Source organism: Nostoc sp. PA-18-2419 (assembly GCF_005869855.1).
Classification (GTDB): Bacteria; Cyanobacteriota; Cyanobacteriia; order Cyanobacteriales; family Nostocaceae; genus Nostoc.
On record NZ_SZNH01000032.1, the window covers coordinates 47,671 to 71,622 of the forward strand.

Below are 23,952 nucleotides of genomic sequence, written 5' to 3' on the forward strand. Positions count from 1 at the left end.
TTAACAAGCTTCCTTAAGTTGATATACAAGAGAAGATATATCAATTTCTGGTAAACTTTGAACATAAACTCTAGACAATTCAGTAACTAAGCCTATTTCTTCTATAGAAAGCTTTTGCGCCAACTTTTCAAACCATTGATGGTGGTTTATGTCAACTAAGCAAGAATACTGAAAATCATCTAAATTTAGCTGATATTCTTTTTGAATATGAGTTTTAACTTGTTGATTATTAAATAGCTCTTTTTCAGGAGCTAATTTCCCAGGGAGAGTAAAAATATTCTGTTTTGGGATAGCTTGTTGATCCGCATCTAAGACACCAGCGACTTTAATCTTGGTATCATTTAAAGCTTTAACTGTATTTTTTACTGTGTTACAGTCTCCTGCGGGGTATATTCCAACGGTGCTTAAAAAGTTAGGATCGATACGCCGAATAATTTCAGCAAGAATAGCTTTAGCTGTAGATTTTGTTTTTTCATCTTCTACAAAAATCACTAGAGCTTTTGAATATCCATCTGACATGAGGCTATGAGCTTGTGAAGGCGGTAATCCATCTAAACATCTAATTCCATTCTGAGTTTTTTCAAGATACTTTCTTGATTGAGATGGGAGCGCACTTAGTAATGGCTCACTATGAGTTGTTAAAAAAATCTGATGTCCTTTTCTAAGAGTAACATCTACTAAATAACATCCCAATTGATATTGGGCACTAGGATGAAGCGATATCTCCGGCTCTTCAATTAAAATCAAGCTTTTCTCAGGTAAAGATTCTATGACTCTGATTAAATATTGACTACGAGCTTCACCGTAACCCATGTGTGGCTCTGAATAATTGACTTGATTATGTTGAACAGAGTTTATTTTCTCCGTTCTTTTCCTCAACTTAAATGTGTGGGTTTCAATGTTTTCATAGTTTTTACCCAAAATTTTACAAGTCCATTCTTTGATATGTTGCTCAACAGAGATTGAACTAACTAATTCTATTTCTGCTGGATATCGAGTAGTAAAATCTGATGTTTCCACTTTGGGCAGATACGAACTCACTCCTATATACAATACTTTTCTTTTTAATCTTCGATTATAGCCTTGCCATCCACCTTCCTGTTTTCGAGAAATAGTTAATTGTTTAGAAACACTGTTTTCTTGATAGTAATTATACTCTACTTTTGCATGAGTGGTAAAAGGATGTGGATCAAATTTATGACTATTAATAAAACTGCTGAGATAATAAGTATCTTGCTGAGATTGACCAATATATGCAGTGGCGGCTAACTGTATTAAAGTAGATTTTCCTACACCATTTAATCCACAAAAAGCTGTAATAGGACTCTCAATTTCTATAATAGTATTTGTATGACAGCGAAATCCTTGAACGTGCATCCTAACTAAAATATTACCAAAGTTATTAGAACGATTACCTTCTTGAAATTTTGATTTTAAATCGTTACATTTGTCTATGTTAGTCTTAGATTTACTCATGATTTACTCCTAGAATTTTTTCTGCACAAACGTGATAATGCTCAATCTTAATTAACGGTTCCCACCCCAAGCGCACAGGGTCTTGAATAGTGCGGACTTCTGGAGATGAAGCACAATTAAATATTACATATAACCAGTAATCCTCCTTTAATCTTTCAGCAGTCTTATATTCATTTGTCGTTAACGCCACCTCCCCGACACTTGCACGTCCTTTAACCTCGATAAATCGAACTGTACTAGCCTTCTGTGGATCTCTAGAATCAGGTTGACGCGATATTAAATCAAAGCCTCGATTCTCTTTCTCCACACTCACCACTTGCCATCCCCTAGCTTCTTCGTATGCGATCGCAGTATTAACCGCTATTTCTTCAATCTCCTTATTGCACACCATCGGCGCAATTTCTGGGGAACTCCTATCAGGATGGGGTAATACCCAAGCACGTCCATAATGGCGAATATCAGTAATGGCACAACTGGCTTCTTGCTGTAATTCTTCCCGTCGTTGTTCTAACCTGCCATTTAACTCAAATAATCTGTCTTCTAACTGCTTAATTCGACCATCTAACCCCGCTTCTTTAGAACCTGATTCTTTCAGTTGAAATAACTCCGCATACTGAATCTGCACTTTATCAATAATCGTGTTCAGACTAATTTCCATGTGATTAGATATTGTTTCTACTTCCTTCTGTCGCTGAGTACGATTTTCTGTTAGAAAGCTATTTAATTCTTGTTCAATTAATGCTTGTTCTGCTTGTTCTCGACTAGGTAAATTAGTATTATCTGGTAAACAATTAACTAAGTTACCATTGTCCATACCTTCCCCATTCTGGAGGCTGGAATCTACACCCTTTGTAGGTACTAAATCTAAAAATAAAGTTGGTTGGCGGATAGTCATTGTCCCATCTAAATCAGTCTGCACCACATATAAACGTTCATGCAGTTTTCTACCCCGACCATCTGCGATCGCCGCCGAGAAAACATCTAACCTAGATGGTGACAAACGGTGCAAATCAAAGAACACCGCACCCCGACGCAAATCATCCTCTACCTGTTTATAAACTTCGTCTCGTACACATTCAAATAGTGGGTGTCCTGGTGTTACCCATTCCAGTGTCGGATCATCTGTCAAGATATTTTTATTAAAAGTAATTTTTTTATACTCCCGTCCCAACTTGCCAAAGCGATTCTCCAAGCGATCGCCTGTCCCCCATAAAGTCCGAGGAATGCGCCCAATTCTGTATATTTTCTTACCTTTAGCCGTTTCTTTGGGATGAATTCCAGCTATAGGTGCAGCTTGAATAAAAAAGTCATCAATAACTTCTGGTATTAGTCGCCTTTCCTTAGCTTCAGCAGATTTACCAATAATCTGTGATAAATTTAATTCTCTCTTGGCTAATCCTTCCAAAGCAGAATCGCTAATGCGCCGGAAGCGTTCTGTATCTACTTGTTCTACAATCCGATTGAGAATTACAGACTCGGTGAGGTTATGAGCATACATATCCCGCATCATCCGTTCTAACTGATTAGCGGGAAAAATATCACCGAGTACGTTAAATACCTTACCAGTCCTCTCTGGATCTAAATCTATCTCAATGGCTCGAATCCGCTCGAACAGTTTCCATAATACTTTACCTTCACTAGTATTAATAGCTACAAAGTTAAAAATCAGACAATCCTTATCTTGTCCATAGCGGTGAATCCGTCCCATACGCTGCTCTAACCGCACTGGATTCCAGGGAATATCATAATTAATCATGAACCAGCAGAATTGTAGGTTAATACCTTCTCCTGCTGCTTCCGTAGCAACTAATACCTGGCAATCTTCTCTAAATTCCCGTTCTGAATAAATGCGGGTATTGGGGGTATCTCTGTCACCAATTTTCATTCCCCCATGAATTTGAGTAACAGATAAACCCCATTCTTTTAATTTTCCTACCAAATAATCTAAAGTATCTTTATGCTCACTAAAGATGAGCATCTTCATCTTTGGATCTGCAAATATTCCCTCTTGGGTAATTACTTCTTTAAGCTTGACTAATTTAGATTCAATTTCTCTTTTCTCTAGGATCAGTGCTTGATTAATTAATTCATTTAGTTGCAGAATTTCTCTTTTTAAAGCAATCGGATCAACAGAAGCAACTACACCTTCTAAATCATCTAAAATCTTTTGTTGTTCTGTTTCAGTTAAATCATCAAAATCTTCTGGCAATTTCTTATTAATTTGCTCGGCACGATAAGCATCTGGGTCTTCTAAAATCCTCTGGCGTTTATCGCGCATCCGTTCTAAACTACGCCGTACAGCGTAAATACTAGAGGCAAAGCGACGTTGCAACATCGCCATTGTAAAACCTAAAGCCCGACCACGAGCAGAATCATCGGTTGAAGCTTTGATAGATTGGTCTTCTACATAATCAGTGAGTGCATTGTAAAATTCCAATTCTTCAGCATCAATTTGAAATTCAATAGTTTCAACTTTACGATTAGTGAATAATTTTTTAACAATACCTGTTTCTTCAGGGAAGGTAACGAGAGCTTCTTTGGTACGACGCAGGTAGAAAGGAGCATTATTCCGCAGCATTGCTTCTTCTAAACTGCTGACATCACCGTAAACATCTCGGTCTAACAGTTCTAAAAATAAACAAAAGTTTTTGGGGTCGCCTTTGTGGGGCGTGGCTGTCATTAATAAATAGTGGTCAGTAATTTCTGAAAGTTTTTCACCGAGTTTATAAGCCAAGGTTTTGTTATCGGAACTGTAAGCACTCATTTTATGTGCTTCGTCCACAATAATTAAGTCCCAATTACTTCTTAATAAACTATCTTTAGCGTCTTCAATACGAGAAACCCAAGATATTGAAGTAACAACTTGATTTTTCTCTTTCCAAGGATTAGAACCATAATTAGCCCGCAGCACATCACCACGAACTACTTCAAATTCTTCCCGAAATTTATCTTTGAGTTCGCGCTGCCATTGAAACGTGAGATTTGCGGGGGTAATAATGAGTGTGCGTTTAACTAATCCCCTGACTTTGAGTTCTTTAAGCAGCAGTCCGGCCATAATGGTCTTTCCAGCACCGGGGTCATCAGCGAGTAAAAACCGGATGCGGGGCTGTTTCAGGAAATAGTCATAAACTGCTTCTAATTGATGCGGTAGTGGGTCTACTCGTGCGATCGCCAAAGCAAAATAAGGATCGTATTCGTAGGCTAACCCTAAGCGTAAGGCTTCCACACCTAGACGGAAATGCTGTGCATTACCATCAAAAGGTTCTTTGTCAGGTGTAGATTCCAACTGTTCCAACTGTTCAGCACTGAGAATTGGTTCGTGAACCTGATTAGTATTGAGTCCTTTACCAATGAGTTTGACCGAAGCACCCATTGGAATAACCATCAGCACTTGTACGGGTTCAGGAAGGATTGGCCCACGAACAATTACATTCGACTTCAGTTGATCAATTTTCATGTTGTTACAGGTATCTAAACCCGGTGTCCATTTTTTTGTATCCTTCTGTGAATCTACTACCTTATAATTGCTGAAAGATAGACATAGTGATGAAAATTTATAAAATCTGATATCTTTTTATACCTTATAAACAGTAAAAATTGTAAGGTTTAGAGATGATAAGAATTGTTGTCTGTAAAATTTCAATATCAAAGGTAAGTTGTAAGGATTAAATATTGGTATGGCATAAATGAACCAAGTTTGGTGATCGCCTCCGATGGGGCATAGCTTATCGCTACTACATCCTTAAATTCTCAGGACTTCTGCCTAAATTGTGATAAATATTTTTCATGAGTCAAGGGTTATATCCAGAAAACTGGAAAGAAAGTTTAATCGGGTGAATGGGTTACAAGTTGAGGATTGGGAAGAAATAGTTTGAGTTGTTTTTCAGTACGCTGTAAGCTAACTAAGGGTAGGTCTTGCTGAAGCGTGGGTGTTTTAATGGCTATAGAACGGGAATCAGTAAATTTTAAACTTCCCAAATCTTTAGTTGAATTACTCAGAGCCGAAGCAAAAAAACGCAACACCTCAGCAACAGAGTTGGTAGTCCAGGGTCTGCATCACGTCTTGGGGCAGATAGAAGTTGCTGACAATCGTATAGAAGATGTTCTACACCAGATCATTAACCGACTCTCGGCACTGGAAGCAAATCAAGTAAACAATACTTCGAGTATAGAAAGCAGTATAGAGAACCGCTTACAGCAAATAGAAACTGTTTTGGGGCATCTCACCCAAAGTATAGAATCAACATCCACCCAGCACCAAGCACAACAACTGAATAACTTGGAAGAAAAGCTAGAAACTGTCGCCAACAACCTTGCCCAACTCAACAATGCACTTGGGCAGCTTCGACACCAAGGAAATACGGGCAGAAGGCAATTTTCATCATCATCTCATCAGTTTCATGCTAAATCAGTAGAAATTCAATCCTTGACTGGGGAAAATCTAGCTCGAAGATTGGGTGTTGATGAATTAAGCCTTTCCAGAGAGAGAGAAAGCAAAAGTCCATCCGAGTTTGAGTCATGGAGCCGCCATAGAGACCCCGCTTCTCGTGGTTGGCGTTTTGGTGACGATGGATTATATTATCCAGTCAAGTGATTCTAACTGAAGACGATGAGCTATGCCTCACGTTCTGGTGATGGGCTACGCCCTGCTCTCTTGCGATCGCAAGCAATAAATATATGGGGTTCTGGTAGCAATGGAACAGGAATGCCTCATTTTCCGCTGGCTTGGGGTAGATGTGACAAAGACACTGTTGATGCTCATGAAATACAAACTAGACAGTTTGGTTTGAAATGCCCATTGCTTATAAATTATTTAGCCAATCAGATACAGTATTCCCCTCATCTAGAGGCTTCAAGTACAAAGCACATTCTCGAATGACCTCTTGCTCTGAAACATCATTCTCCTTGCACCAAGCATTTATGCAATCATCGCTCAATGCCTCAATTTCTTCGGGATCAACCAATGCTGTCTCAGTATTTTCGTTACAAGCAATTAAATCAAGAAGTTTGACAACCGTTGGCGATCGCAATCGTTTGGATTTTGGTTCGTATACCGACCAGTAATATTTATCGTTGTGCTTGAGCAGGACATAAATTAAAGGATGCGAACCGGGGTAGGTTTTAGCACTGATAATATCGTTGTTGATATTGCTGGCATAACCGCGATGAAGTTGAAGCTGGGCAGTGTGTTTGTAATAGGGTGAAACATCATCATCGTCCGCAGTGTCCAATTTTAGACTGCCTGATTTTACAAAGATTTTTTCCGAAGCCAAATCTGGCATATAAATCTCTTGCATTGTATTTGTAGTCAAAACAGGCAAATCAATTAACTTTCTAGATTCGCTATGGCGCTCCATCAAATTATCCCAGCGTTGCTGAATATTCAACAATTCATGTCCGAGTCTTGTTTTTGCTGTCAGTGTAGGAATGAACGTGTACAATTGAACTTTTCGAGTTGAATGCCAAAAACGTAATATGCGTCCCGCTCTTTGCACTGGTTCAATTGGAGTCCAAGCGATATCGTAATTTACGACAACCGAAGCATCCTGCATATTTACACCAATACCATAAGCATCGGTGGCAATGAAAACATCATATGTGTTTTCGTATTCATCAGTTGCATTGTTAGCATGAGGTGCAAACTGAGCTATAGCTGACTCGATTTCATCATTTTTTTTCGTATTGTAGTTTTCATCTATTGTGCTAAATACCCGTAGTTCGGGCATTAATCTAGCTAAACCTTTTTTTAGATATGCTGCGGTTGGTAAGCGTTCACAGAAAATAATAATTTTCTCGTTTTGAACATGAATATCTTTAACAAGATTAACAAGAATTTGGAATTTTATATCATGTTCAAAACCTAGCATATTCAATTTTTTTATAATAGGGTTAATAATTTTTTGCCGCTCAGAACGTGAAAATTTAAATTTTGATGTTTGATTTTTTGCAAACTCAAATTCCTTTGTTCCTCCAGGTGTATCAACAACACGTTCTAGAAAGTATAAAAGTGCTTCTGGGGAACTAGCCCAAGATATTTTGACCAAGTTTTCTATATTTTTTCTGTATATTGGATGAGTATTTTCTAAATCGAAATAACCATCAACAAAAACGGGAATAAGTTCGCTTTCTTTGGGTAAAGGGAAATAAATACTGTGTAGAGTTACTTGAGGAATATATTTTTTGTCTCCGTTAAAGTCAATGTAGATACCAGAAGAATCAGTCTGCCCATAGTACTTTGCTACGTGTGGTGTAGTCAGTTGAGAAGCTACAGGTAATTTCGTAAATTCTCCAGTTTCTTCAATGCGCCATGCTCGTGCATTATCAAAAAATTCTGGTAACAAAACACGGCTTTCTGCTGTATGAGGTAGTAAAAATAGTTGTGTATTAATATTATCAATATCAGTAGCGTATGGAGAACCACTAAGAAGTAAAACTTTTAAATTACCATCCTTTATAATCTTTCTCAAACGTGTAAAAGCTAATCTCTCAGTCCTATCTTCTTGACGATATTTTCTATTAGAAAACTCATCTGAATAACGTTTTCGTAACTTATGGCATTCATCCAAAATAAGAAAATAACGTCCGTCGCTATCAATATTATTAGCGATTTCTTCAAACTCCTTAAGGGTGCGGTCATGCTTAACTGCTTTCTTATCAAGTGCATTAAGAGTAAAGAGGTCTGAACACAGCCCAGCAGAATGCATTTCGCGCTTCCAAATACTACGAACAGCTGCGGGACAGATAACAATTACATTATCAATTAAATCTTCTTGGCGCAGATGTATTGCCACATGAACCGCAACTACTGTTTTCCCCAATCCTGTTGAAGCAACCAGCATTGAGCCACCATGTTCACGGATGTGGCGTAGCGTTTGAGAAATCATGTCTACCTGATAGGAAACAGGCTGTTTTTTATATCTGGATTTAACAGGTTGCAAATTTTCTAAAGCAAGCATGGTTTTGAGATAAACATCCCACGGGCAAGCTAGTTGCAACCACTTTTGAAGAGCATCTAAGAGTTCAGCCGTAATGTCTTTGGCTTTAACAAAGTATGTATCAAATTTATCAACCAAGTCCGTGACTTTTTTAACATTGTCTTCCAATGTTCCAGATTCAATCTGCTCAATAAAACCACGTCCCGTTGTGTTAGCAGAAGTAATGATTGCTATATCACGGTCAATAATATATAGTTTTGCATGATGATCCATAGCACGGGCATCAAAAATTTGAAACTCGCCTGCTGCCATTTTTTGAACTAAATTAGATACGGTCTGCCGTCGAGAACGGTCTAAACCAGTACGCAAGTCACGCAGAATTTCATTGACTAAAGCTTTTCGCGCCCGTTCCTCGCCTGGGTCTTCAATTCCCACTAGCAAGTAAACTTGCTTACCTATTGTTGATTTTCGGATTAGTCCCCAACCTCTAATAGTGAAAAATCCAGACGCAATGCGAATTTCTTTTTTACCTTCTGTGAAACAACGGCGTACCTGTTCAAAAGTAATTCGAGATTCAAACCACGTTGTTGGTAAATTAATTTCTATCGCGCTGGAGTTATTTTCTTTTATTTCAAAATCTGCATCCATACGTTCTTTTTTAATTGTAATTACAGGATTATATACTTCCAGACCTGAACATATAAGTAAATTTGCTAATCATTCGAGCTTACTGCTTATTTTTAAATACAAGCAGAGGCATGATTAACGATATTTACTAATTTTATTTTTGAGATATTGAATGCGTTTATTTACTTTTAAAGCATTATTCTCTTGTATTTTACTATTGTAAAGCTCTACAGCCATTTTCTTAATAAGAGTATTACTAGATACAGATATATAAGCTTTTAATTCAGGTAAACTCAACTTATTTAATTCTTGAATAACTTTTATTTTTTCTAATTCATTCATAATTCTTTGCCCATCATTATATAAGTCTATAACGTGTGTGAGCGATTGTATTAACGCAGAAATATTACAAGTATAAGTCTCTCCAATTAAAATTCCAAAAAATGTCGAATGTTAAGCTATGTATATTTTTCAATATGTTTAATATCCGTCCCTGCTAGATCGCTTAACCTTCTTTTCTCGACATTATGCTAGAGCATCTGGTATTATTCGTTTTTCGGACGGGCTTCACCTTCCACTTTCATTGCCGCCAGGGTCAGCATACTTAACATCGCGATCGCGTCCCGAATCTGATTTGATTTCACTTCCAAGTAACGTTGCAGTTGCTGTGGGGTTATCTATTATTAACGCCACCATCGTGCTACATCCTGTATGGCACGAATGGCACTAAGTTAAGCTGAAAGGTAGGCAGCGTAAGGATTGCAGAGGGGCAGGGGTGCAGGGGTACAGAGGGGAATTTCTAAATATCCGTTCGTATGCCTAAAACTTCTTTTTTCTCCCCTGCTCCTCCTCTCCTCTGCACCCCTGCTGCTTCAACGATTTTCCCTTTTCTTAGTGCCATTCCTGTATGGCACAATTAACTTTTGCTATTGTGGACTGATTTCCTAACGCAAAGATCACTGGAACTAATACTTCTATATTTTTCAGTAAATCCTGACGAGTACGGAGTGATAACTCATGAAGTGTCTGTTGCCAGTTAGAGAAAAGTAGCGTTGTTGGCATCATAGATAAAGGCAGAGCTAAGGCGGCTAGTGCCTGGGCGCGATACTCCTCAGACTGAATCTGTTGGGCAGCAGCCAGTGCTTTTTCAAGCGCCAGTTCTTTCAGATTTGGTGGCAAATAATTAACTAGCTCTGTAAGCAAGTGAGCATTTTGTTGTGGATTCGAGCCTTGCAGGGCATAAGTTAGTCCTTGAGAAGGTGTCCACACATTTTATTTTTTTTGATTAACGCAATCAGCAGTTCTACTGGTACATTAGCTGTCAGACTGTTCAGCGATGCTGTAATCAAAGCATAGCGACACTGTAAGCCAAGAACTTGAGACGTGATTTGCTCAGTCCAATTAGCTTCTGCGTTGATAGGTAAATACTGTTTACGCTAGTTCTGGTGCAAGATAAATTCATCTGTTCCAGTTGACGGGAAACGTTTCCCGTCAACTCCAAATCACGTTTTTTGCATGGAATTGGCTAATTCTTGATGTACATTCTTTTGGTATATCCACCGCCAAGTGGCATTAAGTCGCATTAATCTGTCAAGACGACCAATAATTAGTTATTCGGCATCTCGGATTCGTCGAGCAGCTTTTCTAAGTCATTCAACAGCCGCTCTAACTTCTTGCGTTTTTTATCGTCTTTCCACAACTTGGCTTGTTGTAAACGCTTGCCTATTTCTGTATAACGTTTGCTCAATGCCTTTTCTGGTGTCGCTGCTGGTGTAGTCTGGGCTGATTCCAGTTGCTTGATTAATTCCTTTATTTGAGTTAACGACAGAGTTTGAGTAATTGCTGAGGAGAGGATATCAGCACGCTGTTGCTGATCTTTGACTCGTGCTATGGTTCGTGCCTTAGTAAATTCAAGCTGACCCTGACGCAACACTTCCATTACATCTGCTGGCAAAGAGAGCAATGGCAGGCGGCTTGTCCGAAAGCTTTCCGCATTGAATTTCCCAATGCCAGCCAAGATAAATTCCATTTGTTCGATTTGACGGGAAACGTTTCCCGTCAATTCCAAATTACGTTTTTTTGCATTGGCAGCTTCGTTGAGAATCGATTTGACATCTTCAGTGCTGACTTCCAAATCTATTGCCAAAAGTTCTAGTATTGCTTCAACTTCTTCTACTGGGTTTAAGTCTTCGCGCTGTAAGTTTTCGAGTAAAGCGACTTGCAGAGCTTGTTTATCAGTCAGTTCCTTACTAACGATTGGAACTTCAGCTAATCCAGTCTCCTTGGCTGCCCGCAGTCTCCTTTCCCCTGCAATTAATTCATATTCTCCATTGCCGAGCGGACGGACTAACAAGGGTTCTAAAACCCCGTGTTCCCGTACCGACTGAACAAGATGTGACATTTTTTCGGGGTCAAACCAACGGCGTGGTTGTTTTTTGGCAACTTGAATTTTGTGGATAGAAACAGTAGTAATTGGAGATGCGTCCACATCCATAGTTAATAAATCTTCAACGCCGCGCATCTTGGGGACTTCCAGGCGTTTTCTTGACATTACAACTTCTCCATTCCTTGAGCAATCTTCTTTAAAACTGTAATTGCTGGATGTTTTGGGGCATAAACTGCTAGAGGTTGACGGCTCATTGCCGCATCAGCAAATGCAGTGGCGCGAGGAATTGCAGGATATACCTTAGCTAGAGGTGATAACTGTTGTTCTAAAGCTTCTAGAATAATTTTATCTTGATTGGCGTTGCTATAAAGTGTAGGAACTATCCCTGATATCGCTAGCTGAGGATTAACGTGTTTTCGCACCTGTTTAATTGTATCGAGTAGCAATTCCGTGCCTTTGAAAGCTTTGAAGTGTGTCTGGATAGGAATTAAAACATGAGTTCCGGCTGTCAGAGCTAAAATGCTCAATACTCCCAAGGATGGCGGACAGTCAATGAGGATGAAATCATATTGATTGCGTATAGGTTCTAAAGCTTGCTTGAGACGAATCTCCCGGGCCATCACGCTAGCTAGTTGTAGTTCCACCGCACTAAGAGAAATATTGGCAGGTAATAAATCCATGCCATGCAAATCATGATGAATTGGTAATGGCGTTTCTTCATTGAGAATCGCATCACCAATAATATGTTCAAGTTCGTGTGGTTCTAGACCCATAAAAGTTGTGAGACTTCCCTGTGGGTCCATGTCGATGAGAAGCGTTTTATGTTTTTTCAGGTGCAGGTGGTAGCCCAGGTTCATGGTGAGGCTTGTTTTCATGACTCCACCTGCTTGGTTGAAGACTGTGATGACTTTAGTCACTGGTGTAATATTAGCTTTTGATTCTGCTTTTACAGCATAGTTTATGTTGAGATCATCATTTTGGGAAACTTCTGGGTCAGATTTTCCCCAAAATAATACTGACACCAAAACTCAGCAACTTCCAGCAGCATAGGAACGGATTCGGGAATCAAACCTGTACCATGTTGAGGTTTATAGCCTTCTATGAATTCCCTAGCTAATTTATAAGCATAGTAGGAAAAATCCTGCTCAACAAAACAGCGTATAGCATAATCTAGTTTCAGCAGCTCACCGCTCTTGACAAAACGTACAGTAGCCCACGAGACATTACGATAATCATCTCCTTGCAATTCATCGATTTGTCTCAACAGCTGACGAAGGGATTGCTTCCCATCAGGAGTGGGAGTTTCCAGGTAACGTTCCATCTGCGTAACAGTATTAGTAATCAGAGTTTTGTACTGGTCCCATTCTTCAGGACTGAGATGGCTAGCACAGTCAGCATTGTTTACTTGCTGCTGAACCCGTTTTGAGAGGTAGAGAGCAAATTGCTCTGCGGCAATTTCATCATGACAAAGGCTTTTGATGCTAGTCAATCGCGTGATAGGTAGCGCCAACCTAAAATTTTCGGTGCGAAGTTGTTTAGCTGTTTCAACCCACTTTTTGATTTTGGTGGCGTATGCTTCCTGATAGCTTTTCTGTTTCATGGGGCTATAGCAGTTTGCTTCTATAATGTTGTGTTGAATCTTACTTGATTCTGCATGAATCACTAAAGTTTTCGCTGATGAGAGGACTTCATCTTAATATTTTGAGAGCATGATTAACCATTGTGGGTGGTGTATCGCCGTGAAAATTAACTGTCACAGAAAGGCAAAGGTTCTCACTAACGCTCTACTGTACAGACTTTTACCCTGATGTCGTCGTTTGCAAGGCAATCGCACAATTCTGGCTTGACGTTCTCTCCCGCACATGATCTAATTCAAAGCTAAATGCTACTTTCTTCCGCCAATACATTACTGACCAACTTTATGCCATGATTTCTGGCAGCCTGAGATGTGATAAGAAACGTAACTAATAGTGTAGATGTATAAATCATCCAGGTATAAAAATTGGCGAACATAAAATATCCAGATATACCTAAAACACCAAAACCTAAAAAGCTTAAGCTAGCTAAATCTCTAGTCAGGAGAAATTTTTTATGTGCATCTTCAACCGATTTTTTTAATTCATGTTTTTTGTATATCTTATACCAAAGCCGATTTTGTTCGGTTGGGTTACTTGGAAGATTGCCAAATTTTGCTTGTAAGACATTCGGGTTTATCCTTGGATCTCTATCCATGAAATATGAAAAAGCTCGACAGCCTGGAAGTGTTTCTTTGATTCTCCAAAAAACTATAACTGCCTTAATTTGAGAACTAAGCTGACCATTTATGACTTTTGTGAAAATACCAGAAACAAGTAACCATGTTGCTGATGTCAGAAACTTCTCTAGAATAGACTCAGTAGCTTCGTTAGCTGAGACCCCAAGCTTCAAAACTATAAATACTAAAATGTTTATGACAATATAAGCACCAGTAGATAGATGATTTTGCTGGTTCAAGGTTTTTTCGTCATCGGACATAGGATATACCTCACGTTCTCACTGAAAAAATTAAGAAATCGATGCCGAAACTGCACAGTAACTTGATGGAGTTCGTATCAGTAGAACAGAAGGAATACTCCGACTGCTTGCAACTTCCATTGCTGTTTGCAAATCGCGTTCAGATGGTCCAGAATCGCTAAGGTGGCTATGCCAAGTTCCTAGACAATAAAGCGCGTAATTGCACGATGATGAATATTGCTCCAGCATCTTCTTGACAGCAGAAGTACCTAACACAAACTCATACTTTGAGCGCTGGCTATCTTGCGGTGCTGCCAGGACATCCGTCACTATAAATGCTTGCTGTGTCTCGGATATCCGCCCAACCAGAATACCGCCTGTTTCAACAAAAGGATTGCCAGCGTAATCTTTCAAAATTTTATGATGGGCGCATTCAGATATCCTAACCGTCCATGATGAGTTACTGTTTATAGGCACAATACGAACAGGCGGGACATTTATATGTGTCCAGTTAAGTCCCATGCCATCATCTGTTACTGTTCCCACAAGAATACGACCACTCGTATCTGGCAGACCTTCAGCACGCATTTGAGCAATACCTGTAGCCATTGATGCAGCCAGCATTGATATTCTGGCATCAGAAATAATCATCGTTGTTGAGCTACACCCTTGACCTACACTGTAATGACGAGTTGGTTCTTCCACTGCAAATACCGCATCCCTCAATTGTTCATTTGCCCTCATCACCTCATATCCTTGAGCAATAAGGTCAACAGAATTGGGATTTCTTCCTGGTCCTTCGCTAGTCATTAGTCCTACTCTGCCGTTAGCGTACAGCAACGTCTCAATGACTCGCGATCGCAATTTCTTCGGTTCAATTGCAGCCAAGGCTTCTCGTACAGGGAAGGATGCTGTTGCATTGATAACTGCCCATGTTTCTCTGGGAAAAAGTTTCTGTAATAGTTTTGTGTCGTGTACTGCTTTGGTAACGTCTGCATCAAAGTCTTTTGAGTCTTGCCCTAAGCCCTTGATGGCAAGTGCTAATGCTCTAGCTTTAGAGCCAAGCCAAGTCATATCCTTATCTCTGGCTTCAGGTAAAAGTGCATGACGGGCTGCATTATGCGGTGACAAATATTTCTTATCAATAACAATAGATGGTGCCGCACCGGAGCGAGCCATGTGGATTGCTATTTTTGACCCCACACTTCCGCAACCAACAAGAACAACATCTTGATTTGCGGGTAGTGGTTGCTCACTGGAAAATGCCCGTAGCAGCTTTGAAGTAATGGCGTATTTATGACCTGCACTCCAAACAGGTGTCTTATCTCCTTCAACTAATAATTGTGGTGCCCCTACTTCAACAATGTAGGGAAGTAACTCAATGTCAGATGATTCCCCAATGAGATGAAATGGGCGGCGAACGCATAGAACAACAGCTATTGGAAATGTTGCACCTTTAGAATTTAGTAAGCTAAGTCTTTGCTTGAGTAAAGAAAGCGCTCTTTCAAAGTTTTTGTAACACCCACATTCTTTTGCTCGCTCCCGCAGGCTACCAACGTTAGTTACGTTTTCTGGAGAATACCTATCTGCAATTTGAAGTTCACCTTTTGGAAGCTTATCAGGAGTAACAATAACAGCAAGGCTGCGTCCGTGCGAAGATTTAGTGCCCATCATTTTATAGAAAAGCACATCCAACTCTTTTAATTTCAGAGGGCGCGTACCTACCTGTCCGTAGATAAAATACTTCTTGGACAAACTATTGGGTGACTTGAGCTTGTTGATTTTTAAGTACCCAAATTCTAAAACTACGTAACCTTTTTCACTATTTATCAAACTACGTAAATAATCGCTATCCGCAATGATAATATCCTCAAGGCTATCTCTCCTGATTGGTTCCCAACCTTGATTAGGGTCAATTAGCTGGTTCATTGCAGCCTTCTCAAGCCAAAACACCACTTGGTCTACAATTGCCCACAATCCTTGAACGTGCAGTAGTTCATTGATATCGCCATCATAAATACAGGGAAGAACACCTTCGTCGGATAAACCAGGCTGCACATGGGCAAGGGATCTGTCAAAATCTGCGCGTAGCTTTACTGTTGGTGCGTGAATGGGAAAGCTTTGTGGGAACGAAAAAGTCACAGCCTCAACTGCAAAAACTCCGTTTGGACTAGCACCCGCCGCCATCCATTTGTTTGGAAGTCCAAGTTGTACTGCAACCACCGCATCAACACTGTTATTTTCAGTACTTAGATGCACCCGTATAATTTCATTTACTGATGGGTGGTCTGCAATTGAGGCAATACCGCGCTGAATTTCTGCCTTGATACCGTCAGAAAAAGAAAATTGTTTGCCTTCAATGCCAGACATTATAAGCACGCTCCTTTCCTTTATCCATGAGCTAGTGGTTGCCGACCAACAGCACCACTAGTGTATATAATTGGTCCCCGCGTTGGCTGGCTCTTCAGTCGGGGCCCATATTGTCCAATTTCAAATTCCATAATACCTGGGGATGTTTTAGTTGGATATTCCCCCGTACATTTGAACGACCCAGACGCTTCTTTGGCGATCGCCTCATACTCTCGCTCTGCGCGGATACAAGGGGGGTCAGAATCGTTTGCACTAATAGGCTTGCAACTTGCCACAATCACAGCACCATCACGCCCTTGGGAAAGAGCGCTTCTAGCATCTTCGCTCACTTGAGCTTTTTGACCCAAATCACTCCAACTATCGTGGGACAAAGAGCGCCAAGAACAATGGTGTGGAGCCTGAAGAATATCGTATTCAAGCCAATCAGTATTTTTATGTTCCGTCCACAGACGTTCCCAAACAGCTACCTCTGCATCGCCACCAGTGAGAAAGCGGCAAGCAGCATCAACTCCACCAACTTTGATGTCAAAACGGAGAATTACACTTGAGCGATTTTTGGCTAGGGCTTCTTCTTCCTCCTCGTTGTTAGATTTAGGTAGAGGACCAAGCAATTGAGCAGTCATACTGGAGTCAAAAACACCGTTAACTTTGGTAACTAAACCATCAATTTTTACCAAGATGGAACCTAAATCATCGGTTTTGCCATTTTCGTCTTCGCCCATTATCTGAATGCGATCGCCATCCCCTACGCCGAACAAACGGTTATCCCGATAGTATTTCACCCGTCGTCTTGCTTCCGTGTTAAATGCTTTGGCATCTTCACATAGAGTCAATATCCTTGAGGCACGGCGAAACACGATTGGCGATGACCATATTTCTCGAATGAAAATTTTATCGTCAGATTTGGAGTACGTGTCCGGCGAACCCAGATGAAAATGCCTGTCCAGTCCCCGACAGTGGTCTAGGTCAGGGTGCGAGAGCAAAAACACGTCAACATACAAGCGTCCTTGGCTATCACGTTTTAATTTCACCCGTAGCATTTTTACCACATCTGGTGTTGAGTCGTTAGAGTCGTCAGCAGCCGCTCGAATATTCACATCGATAAGTATTGTCCTGCCGCTTTCCAACTCAATCAACGTCATATCGCCATTATCCACAGGAAAGAAATCGATTTTTGATATTATGGGCATATATTTGTGCGTAAAATCGTTTGATGTCACAATCATGGCATCGAAAACAAGGTATGTCAAATATTATAAGCATAAAGTGTACGCACAAATCTAGGAAGAGCCATCGTGGATAAAAAAAGTCGCGCTATTAACCTTTCTGTATCGGAGACAGATAAAGCTCAGTTAGAGAAAATCGCCCTCGAATTTGGTATGAAGTGGGGGAATCGTCCAAATATCTCTAAATTGGTGGAGGCGATCGCTCGTCGTGAATTAATTATTGGTCCTAACAATGACTGGTCGGGAACCCTTATTACAGCACTAAAACAAGCTATCGATGCTTTAAGCGATGCTGGCAAGGTTGAAGAAGCTCTAATAGTTGCTGATTTACTCCTTGAACGCAGCGAACTACCCCTACCTTTGCGAAAAGAAATAGAAGGCTTTAAAGAAAATCCACCACCTGCTTGGCGTATAGAAATTAACCGTTATATTCGTCGTCAACAACCATTCCAACTTTCCTATCAAGATGCAACAGGTCGTTGGTTGAACTTTACTGTGCGTCATGCCCAGGTTGCCCCTCACGAACAACGGCAGTATCTCGACTGCTGGTGTGAAGAAACTGAAGGCAACTTAGACATACCTGAACTTATTCACAACTGGAGTTTGCGTTTAGACCGAATTCTGGAAGCAGGCATTACGCCAATTTCGGGAAAGTGGCATTCTAATTCAGCTTATATAGAAGTAGAAATGCGCTTATTTGGTCGATTAGCTGTTTCTTATAAAATTAAAAATGAGGACATAATTAGTGAATTGCTGCCTGGTAAAGAACCAACCAGAAAAGTAATAAGAAAAGTTTCTAGTACTTACTGGTTTATTCGAGAAATTTTGCCAGATGCTTCAAGCATTGTAGTTGTATCGCCAAAGGTTGCACGCGAACGTCTAAAACAAGAGCTTATATCAGCCTGCGAACGATGTTCTACGGAAATTGATGATTAACATTCAAGATACTATTTAATGAATGATAAAAGATATCCTAAACAGATAACAAGGTTCGTGTCCGTTCATTTTGTGAATTAGAGAACCTCAAACCAAATCCGCAAGCACACTACTCACCTTCAACTGGTGCTGCTGTCGATTATCGTCATAAATCATTAACGTCTCCAACTTGGTGTGCCGACTGAGTTTCTGCACCTCCCGCACACTCTGCCCCGCATCCAACGCCGCCGTAATCGAACTGTGCCGAATGCGGTGCGGACTTAACGGCTTACTAATATTCGCCTTTTTCGCCCGCGTTCTTACCATCTTGGCAATCCCCGTATCCGTCAAAGGATGCCCCGGCGTATTCAGATCCAACGCCACAAATAACGCATCCTTAGTTGATGCCAACCCCCGAAACGCCAACCAATAACAAATTGCATCCCTAGTCTTGGGAGTTAAATCAATCGTCTCCCGTTGACTACCCCTTCCCTTACCCAAAATCAGCAGTTTGCTATTTTGACGGTCAAAATCCCCCATCTTTAACTTCGCAATCTCCCCCCGCCGCAGCGCATTATCCCAAAGCAAGCGCAGCAAAGCATAATCCCTGACCCCCTTCGCCGTCGTTGGATCGCAAGTCAAAAGTATTTGTTTAAATTCTTGGGGAGTAACGCCACTGGTATCTCGGTATTTAATGACAGTTTCACCCTTAATATCCTCCAAGGTGTAACCACAAACCCCCAACACCCTACCCTTATGCACCAGCGCCCGTAGAGCCGACAACCGCCGGTTAACCGTGGCCTCCGATAACCTCTGCTCAATCATCTTGGCTTTGTACTTGACCACCCACAAGAGCGCCTGCGCCCCCGGTAGTGCCAAAAATCGCACCACCCATTCCGCCGTCGATTCCACCCCAAACATCTTGGTAAAAAAATCTTTAATGTCCCGATCATAAGCTTTCCGCGTGGACTCACTACGCTTCTCTGACAACAACATCGCCAACACATCCGGCTGAGTCCACCAATCCATCACGGAAGGCAGAGTATTATTATTGACTTTCAGGATGCGACCGGACATAAAAACTAGGTGACGATAATAGTTCTTTACGTAACCTTATACCCCAATTTGTCACCTCTCGCCTAGCTTTTTTACCTCGTTGCCCCAAACTTGATCTAACTGTCCCAAAAAAAGTCATTCTGTTGGGATTATTTGACTATTCCTTGGATTCTCTGTAAGAATAATTCATCTTTTAGGTGCGGTTGTAGCTAAGAGAGAGATTGAAAAAAAGGGTATTAGTCTTTCCGGGGCATCACGGTTATTTATAAACACAAAACTTCTTAAGTAAAAAGTCGTAGTAATTTGTCATTATTATTTCTAAGTATAAAGTGGTAGAGCAACCACTTTTGAGCATGATTGACCCAAAGCGGGTTAGTTTTTGATGGTTTCTACACTCTTAGAGCTGATTCGTAAAGTAAATCTTAAGTAGCTAATCGCCTGACCATGAGACGAAGCAAAGAACCATAAATCATCGCTTCACTCACCTCTCATTCGGGCAGCGCCATCTCCAGTGCCCCCAAATTCGCTATTTTTGGTATTAAAAATGTACATATATTACGAAAAAATACTACTATTCACAACAAATTTTATACAAAATTCATAAATTTATTAGCAGATTTTATAAAGATTTTAAATTTAGGTCATCTTTCCCAATGGTACATTTTTTGATATTAACTATTCGTAAAGATGTATTTCTATTTACTAAACAAACTGCCAAAAATGCAAAGAAGAGATGGATTATAGGGCAAATAAGTAATTAGCGGTGCGGGGCGTTCTGATATTGAAAGCAGCTCATCAAGCCCAAGCGCACAACTTTCGGAATTACTGCTCATTTCAACCATTAACAACATGACATTCGTATACGAAAAAATCAGTGAGCAAGACAAAGAACGGATTGATTTTTCAAAAATTAAAGTTGGTTTGCTGACACCTAATCGCGATGAATGGGCGATTAACCATGAATTAGATGCTTTTTTAATATTTTTAATTCAAGAACGAGAACCGCCACATGAACATTGGTATGCCTTTTGGTGGCAGGGACAAGTGGTTGGTGTGGCCGTCATCATAAACGATGGACCAAACTCAGAAGATGGTAAGCCAACCATAAACGGCAAGATCATCAATTTTTGGTCATCAGGCAATTGGTTTGATTCACATCCTGAAAAAAATTTGATCACAAAAAAAATCAGAGAAGCTCTCGCTGTTCACCTGCAAGCACAATGCGATAAAGCACCTTGGGGAACGGTGGTGGGTGAAATTACAGTTGAAAACTCTAATTAATTAAGGATCACGCTAATGCCTCTGACAGTTGCACAAGCTAACGCCCTACTCAGCGATCCCAAATATCAAACGCCGAACGGATTGCTCGATCTGGTTCGACAACTATCGGTCTCAACAGCAGCGGATCGTCCTGGAGTAACCACATTGCTTTACAGTGGTAGGCTTGGCCCTGGAGATACCGGGCCTAGGGCAGGGGAATTGGCCGACTACATTAAAGAAAATTATTCCAGTAGCGTGCGTGTAGTTGATAGTACGCCTGCGGCAGAATTTTTGAAGGGTGGTGCGTTTCAGACTGCGATGGGAAAAGCCTTCCCAACAATAGCCGCAAGAGATGCTTGGCTTTATGATGCCACCAAAGGTCCTTGGGCAGTGGTGTCCCAAAACTTTGTTGAAGCTGCACAGGGTCCTGTCGTCTCCATCACCCCATTTGCCGACCCCGCCCGCACATTTGGTGCGGTAGAAATAGCCACCACGCTTGAAAATCCAAACGTACCGAGCATCGAAGGCCTGTCTCGTCAGCAGTTGGTAGAATTCCGCGATACACTCATTAGTCGAGGGTTAAGTCCCAGCGATGCCAACTCTCGTGTGACAGAACTGGTCTCCTTTAACTCTCGCATGGCTACTGAAAACCTGCCAATTGCAACAGAAGGAGGTAAAATTACCTGGGCTGACTTGTCGCGGTACACAGGTGAATCACCAAAAGCAATACCTAGTGGTGCAACCAGTAGCATTCTAGGTGAAATTGCTGGTAAGCCGACTGCCGATTACATGGCCTCAATAAAAAACCTGTCTGCTTCCTTTGAAGAGGTTGGCTTAAACGCAAAATACTGGGGCTATGTAGAAGGCGCAGGAAACTTGCTGGGCACTGTTGGCGGGTTAATGATGGCAGCTTCATTCGCTAGCATGGCGTATGATGCCTACAATGCTTATCAATCCGGCGATACAGCTGGCGCACTTACATTAGTGCGCGACTGGAGTTTGGGTAGTGCCGGAGCTCTGCTGGCGGGTGGATTGGCATTTGAAGGATCGGCAGCTCTGTTCGCCCCCTTGGCATTACTTGGGCCGATTGGCATTGGTGTGGCGGGGGTAGGCATTATTGGCTCCACCTTGCTTGCCTCCTACTTGGGGCATGAGGGTGGAGTGGGTCTTGGCAACTTGATCACTAATCTTTTGTCTAGTTTCAATACTGCTGAAGTCACCCGTAGCCCTCTCATTTTGGATCTTGATGGCGACGGCGTAGAGACTATTGGAACCAGTGCAGGCATTCACTTTGACCACGACGGCAATAAGTTTGCAGAAACTACAGGCTGGGTCGGCAAAGATGATGGTCTGTTGGTTTGGGATAAAAATGGCAACGGCAGTATCGACAACGGATCAGAGCTATTTGGCAACAGCACCACCTTAGGCGCTGGCGGCAAAGCCAGCAATGGGTTCAACGCACTCGCTGATTTGGATAGCAACCACGACAGTAAGGTGGATGCAGCCGATGCCGCCTTCGCCCAACTGCGCGTCTGGAAAGACGGTAACAGTGACGGATTCGTGCAGGCAGGTGAACTCCTCAGCTTAACTGACGCAGGCGTTAAAAGCCTCAATACAGCCTATACTGAACCTGGCGTGGTTGATGCTAACGGTGATGTCCCCGCCAGCGTCATTGATGCCAACGGCAACCAGCATCGGCAAGTAGGCAGCTACACCCGGCTCAATGGCACCACTGCCAAAATGGAAGATGTATGGTTCAAGGCAGATACTGCCCGCACAGTCGATCAAAACCTGATTGCGGTGAGTGCCACTATAGCTGCTTTGCCTGAAGTAGAGGGTTTTGGAAATGTGCATAGCCTCCAGCAAGCTATGGCGCGAGATACCAGTGGCAAACTACAGAGTTTGGTGACGCAATTTGGACAAACAACCGATGCTCAAGTGCGCCAAGGTTTAATGAACGAGTTGCTTTACCGCTGGGCTGGAGTGCAAGACGTTGATCCTAATAGTCGTGCAGCGACTCAGATTTACGGCAATGCAATTGGTGATGCTCGTAAGCTTGCCACCTTAGAGGCATTTTTAGGCCAAGGCTACTTAGGTACATGGTGCTGGGGTACTCGCGACCCCAATCCGCATGGTCAAGCCGCCCCTATTCTGCTTCGTGCCTTTGATCTACTATCGAGCTACGTATATAGTCAGTTGATGCTGCAAACGCAATATAAGCCTTTGCTCGAAAGCATCAAAGTGAACATCAGTGATAGCGCAGTGACTATAGATGTTAGCCAAATTGTAGCCACACTCCGCGCCAAATATAACACTAATTCAGATCAGGGCGCAGTATATTTGGGTGACTTTGCCACTAGCCTAAAAACTATCGGTACTTTGGGTACTGAAGTGATTTCCAATTTGCGTAAACTAGGCAACGTCAATGCTACTGGATTTGATTCCCTCTTGGCAACTTTAGGATTCAATTCATTGACCGGCACAGTGGGCAATGACTATTTGACTGGTTCGGCCAGCGATGATGTCATCGATGGGCTAGCAGGTAACGACAATATTAGTGCAGGAGATGGCAACAACTCTGTCAAAGCTGGACTAGGTAACGACATTATCACAGCCGGCGTGGGTAATGACCTGATCGATGGTGGCGATGGCAATGATCTGATTGAGGGTGGTACTGGAACTAACACCCTTCTGGGGGGTGCTGGCAATGACATGATTAGCGGTGCAGGCATCCTAACTGGGGGTACGGGCAATGACGTGCTGACTGGTTATAACGGCACAACGGACACCTTTGTCTTCAACGTCGGTGATGGTGCTGACACAATCAGCACTTACGAGTCCAGTGGTGTCCCCAGTGATGTCCTGAAGTTTGGTGCAGGGATTACAGCAGCAAGCTTAAAGTTAGAACGCACTGGTTCCGATTTGATCTTTAAGATTGGCAGCAACGGCGACCAAGTGCGAGTCAGTAACTGGTACTACGGTGCTTATTACCAATTGGCRAAACTTCAGTTTGCTGATGCGACAGTTTTGACTAATGCTCAAATCAGCCAGTTGTCRGTTAGCCAAACTGGTACGGCAGCTAATGACTATCTCTATGGTTCAGCCAGCAATGATGTCATTGATGGACTAGATGGTAACGACAATATCAGTGCAGGAGATGGCAACAACACTGTCAAGGGTGGGCTGGGTGATGACTACATCACAGCCG

At 41.7% G+C, this 23,952-nt stretch carries 17 protein-coding genes; 4 read left to right on the plus strand and 13 right to left on the minus strand.

Annotation, left to right across the window (positions count from 1 at the left end):
• The gene (locus FCR06_RS25160; protein WP_138504568.1) at nucleotides 1-1,476 is read right to left on the minus strand and encodes an ATP-dependent nuclease; all 1,476 of its coding nucleotides are present in this window, start codon (nucleotides 1,474-1,476) and stop codon (nucleotides 1-3) included.
• Nucleotides 1,469-4,933 carry a helicase-related protein gene (locus FCR06_RS25165; protein ID WP_138504570.1) on the minus strand — a complete coding sequence of 1,155 codons (3,465 nt, stop codon included), beginning with the start codon at nucleotides 4,931-4,933 and terminating at the stop codon, nucleotides 1,469-1,471. Before FCR06_RS25165 ends, FCR06_RS25160 begins: the two co-directional genes overlap by 8 nt.
• A 480-nt stretch (nucleotides 4,934-5,413) precedes the next feature.
• Between FCR06_RS25165 and FCR06_RS25170 the strand changes: the two genes are divergently transcribed.
• A complete protein-coding gene (locus tag FCR06_RS25170; RefSeq protein ID WP_138504572.1) occupies nucleotides 5,414-6,070 on the plus strand; it encodes a hypothetical protein in 657 nt (218 codons plus the stop codon).
• A 208-nt stretch (nucleotides 6,071-6,278) separates the two neighbouring features.
• Here the strand turns inward: FCR06_RS25170 and FCR06_RS25175 are convergent, their stop codons facing one another.
• The 10 genes from FCR06_RS25175 to FCR06_RS25215 form a co-directional block, all read right to left on the minus strand.
• Nucleotides 6,279-9,059, minus strand: coding sequence for a helicase-related protein (locus FCR06_RS25175; RefSeq protein WP_138504574.1), 2,781 nt, complete (start codon nucleotides 9,057-9,059; stop codon nucleotides 6,279-6,281).
• 114 nt (nucleotides 9,060-9,173) lie between these two features.
• On the minus strand, nucleotides 9,174-9,380 hold the full coding sequence (locus FCR06_RS25180) for a hypothetical protein (RefSeq protein WP_138504576.1): 207 nt from the start codon (nucleotides 9,378-9,380) through the stop codon (nucleotides 9,174-9,176).
• Between the two features lie 225 nt (nucleotides 9,381-9,605).
• Nucleotides 9,606-9,734, minus strand: a complete 129-nt coding sequence (locus tag FCR06_RS34420) for a hypothetical protein (RefSeq protein ID WP_262984712.1) — start codon at nucleotides 9,732-9,734, stop codon at nucleotides 9,606-9,608.
• Nucleotides 9,735-9,929: 195 nt separating this feature from the next.
• Entirely contained in the window at nucleotides 9,930-10,307 is a 378-nt protein-coding gene (locus FCR06_RS25185; protein ID WP_138504578.1) for a hypothetical protein, read from the minus strand.
• Nucleotides 10,308-10,644: 337 nt separating this feature from the next.
• Entirely contained in the window at nucleotides 10,645-11,589 is a 945-nt protein-coding gene (locus FCR06_RS25190) for a ParB/RepB/Spo0J family partition protein (protein WP_138504580.1), read from the minus strand.
• The gene (locus FCR06_RS25195; RefSeq protein WP_138504604.1) at nucleotides 11,589-12,341 is read right to left on the minus strand and encodes a ParA family protein; all 753 of its coding nucleotides are present in this window, start codon (nucleotides 12,339-12,341) and stop codon (nucleotides 11,589-11,591) included. The genes FCR06_RS25190 and FCR06_RS25195 overlap by 1 nt, the downstream gene beginning before the upstream one ends.
• A 41-nt stretch (nucleotides 12,342-12,382) precedes the next feature.
• Entirely contained in the window at nucleotides 12,383-13,024 is a 642-nt protein-coding gene (locus FCR06_RS25200; protein ID WP_138504582.1) for a hypothetical protein, read from the minus strand.
• Nucleotides 13,025-13,302: 278 nt separating this feature from the next.
• Nucleotides 13,303-13,938: a hypothetical protein gene (locus FCR06_RS25205; protein ID WP_138504584.1), complete on the minus strand. Its 636-nt coding sequence runs from the start codon at nucleotides 13,936-13,938 to the stop codon at nucleotides 13,303-13,305.
• Nucleotides 13,939-13,968: 30 nt separating this feature from the next.
• Nucleotides 13,969-16,287 carry a Mov34/MPN/PAD-1 family protein gene (locus FCR06_RS25210; RefSeq protein ID WP_138504586.1) on the minus strand — a complete coding sequence of 773 codons (2,319 nt, stop codon included), beginning with the start codon at nucleotides 16,285-16,287 and terminating at the stop codon, nucleotides 13,969-13,971.
• Nucleotides 16,288-16,307: 20 nt separating this feature from the next.
• Entirely contained in the window at nucleotides 16,308-17,477 is a 1,170-nt protein-coding gene (locus FCR06_RS25215) for a metallohydrolase (protein ID WP_138504588.1), read from the minus strand.
• 105 nt (nucleotides 17,478-17,582) lie between these two features.
• On the opposite strand from FCR06_RS25215, the gene FCR06_RS25220 reads away from it, so the two are divergent.
• Nucleotides 17,583-18,449 (plus strand): WYL domain-containing protein, encoded by an 867-nt coding sequence (locus FCR06_RS25220; RefSeq protein ID WP_138504590.1) that lies wholly within the window; start codon nucleotides 17,583-17,585, stop codon nucleotides 18,447-18,449.
• Between the two features lie 87 nt (nucleotides 18,450-18,536).
• Here the strand turns inward: FCR06_RS25220 and FCR06_RS25225 are convergent, their stop codons facing one another.
• Nucleotides 18,537-19,505 (minus strand): tyrosine-type recombinase/integrase, encoded by a 969-nt coding sequence (locus FCR06_RS25225; protein ID WP_138504592.1) that lies wholly within the window; start codon nucleotides 19,503-19,505, stop codon nucleotides 18,537-18,539.
• Nucleotides 19,506-20,333: 828 nt separating this feature from the next.
• Here FCR06_RS25225 and FCR06_RS25230 point away from each other — a divergent pair.
• Together FCR06_RS25230 and FCR06_RS25235 are read left to right on the plus strand one after the other, a co-directional pair.
• Nucleotides 20,334-20,765, plus strand: a complete 432-nt coding sequence (locus FCR06_RS25230) for a hypothetical protein (protein WP_138504594.1) — start codon at nucleotides 20,334-20,336, stop codon at nucleotides 20,763-20,765.
• Between the two features lie 15 nt (nucleotides 20,766-20,780).
• A partial coding sequence (locus FCR06_RS25235; RefSeq protein ID WP_317616843.1) for a calcium-binding protein occupies nucleotides 20,781-23,952 on the plus strand: 3,172 nt, incomplete at its 3' end.

Bases quoted from the DNA above. Each gene is read 5' to 3' on its own strand.
- FCR06_RS25225 (WP_138504592.1), bottom strand. From the start codon at position 19,505: ATGTCCGGTCGCATCCTGAAAGTCAATAATAATACTCTGCCTTCCGTG.
- FCR06_RS25200 (WP_138504582.1), bottom strand. From the start codon at position 13,024: ATGAAACAGAAAAGCTATCAGGAAGCATACGCCACCAAAATCAAAAAG.
- FCR06_RS25205 (WP_138504584.1), bottom strand. From the start codon at position 13,938: ATGTCCGATGACGAAAAAACCTTGAACCAGCAAAATCATCTATCTACT.
- FCR06_RS25160 (WP_138504568.1), bottom strand. From the start codon at position 1,476: ATGAGTAAATCTAAGACTAACATAGACAAATGTAACGATTTAAAATCA.
- FCR06_RS25175 (WP_138504574.1), bottom strand. From the start codon at position 9,059: ATGGATGCAGATTTTGAAATAAAAGAAAATAACTCCAGCGCGATAGAA.
- FCR06_RS25210 (WP_138504586.1), bottom strand. From the start codon at position 16,287: ATGTCTGGCATTGAAGGCAAACAATTTTCTTTTTCTGACGGTATCAAG.
- FCR06_RS34420 (WP_262984712.1), bottom strand. From the start codon at position 9,734: ATGGTGGCGTTAATAATAGATAACCCCACAGCAACTGCAACGTTACTT.
- FCR06_RS25180 (WP_138504576.1), bottom strand. From the start codon at position 9,380: ATGAATGAATTAGAAAAAATAAAAGTTATTCAAGAATTAAATAAGTTG.
- FCR06_RS25190 (WP_138504580.1), bottom strand. From the start codon at position 11,589: ATGTCAAGAAAACGCCTGGAAGTCCCCAAGATGCGCGGCGTTGAAGAT.
- FCR06_RS25215 (WP_138504588.1), bottom strand. From the start codon at position 17,477: ATGCCCATAATATCAAAAATCGATTTCTTTCCTGTGGATAATGGCGAT.
- FCR06_RS25230 (WP_138504594.1), top strand. From the start codon at position 20,334: ATGACATTCGTATACGAAAAAATCAGTGAGCAAGACAAAGAACGGATT.
- FCR06_RS25165 (WP_138504570.1), bottom strand. From the start codon at position 4,933: ATGAAAATTGATCAACTGAAGTCGAATGTAATTGTTCGTGGGCCAATC.
- FCR06_RS25170 (WP_138504572.1), top strand. From the start codon at position 5,414: ATGGCTATAGAACGGGAATCAGTAAATTTTAAACTTCCCAAATCTTTA.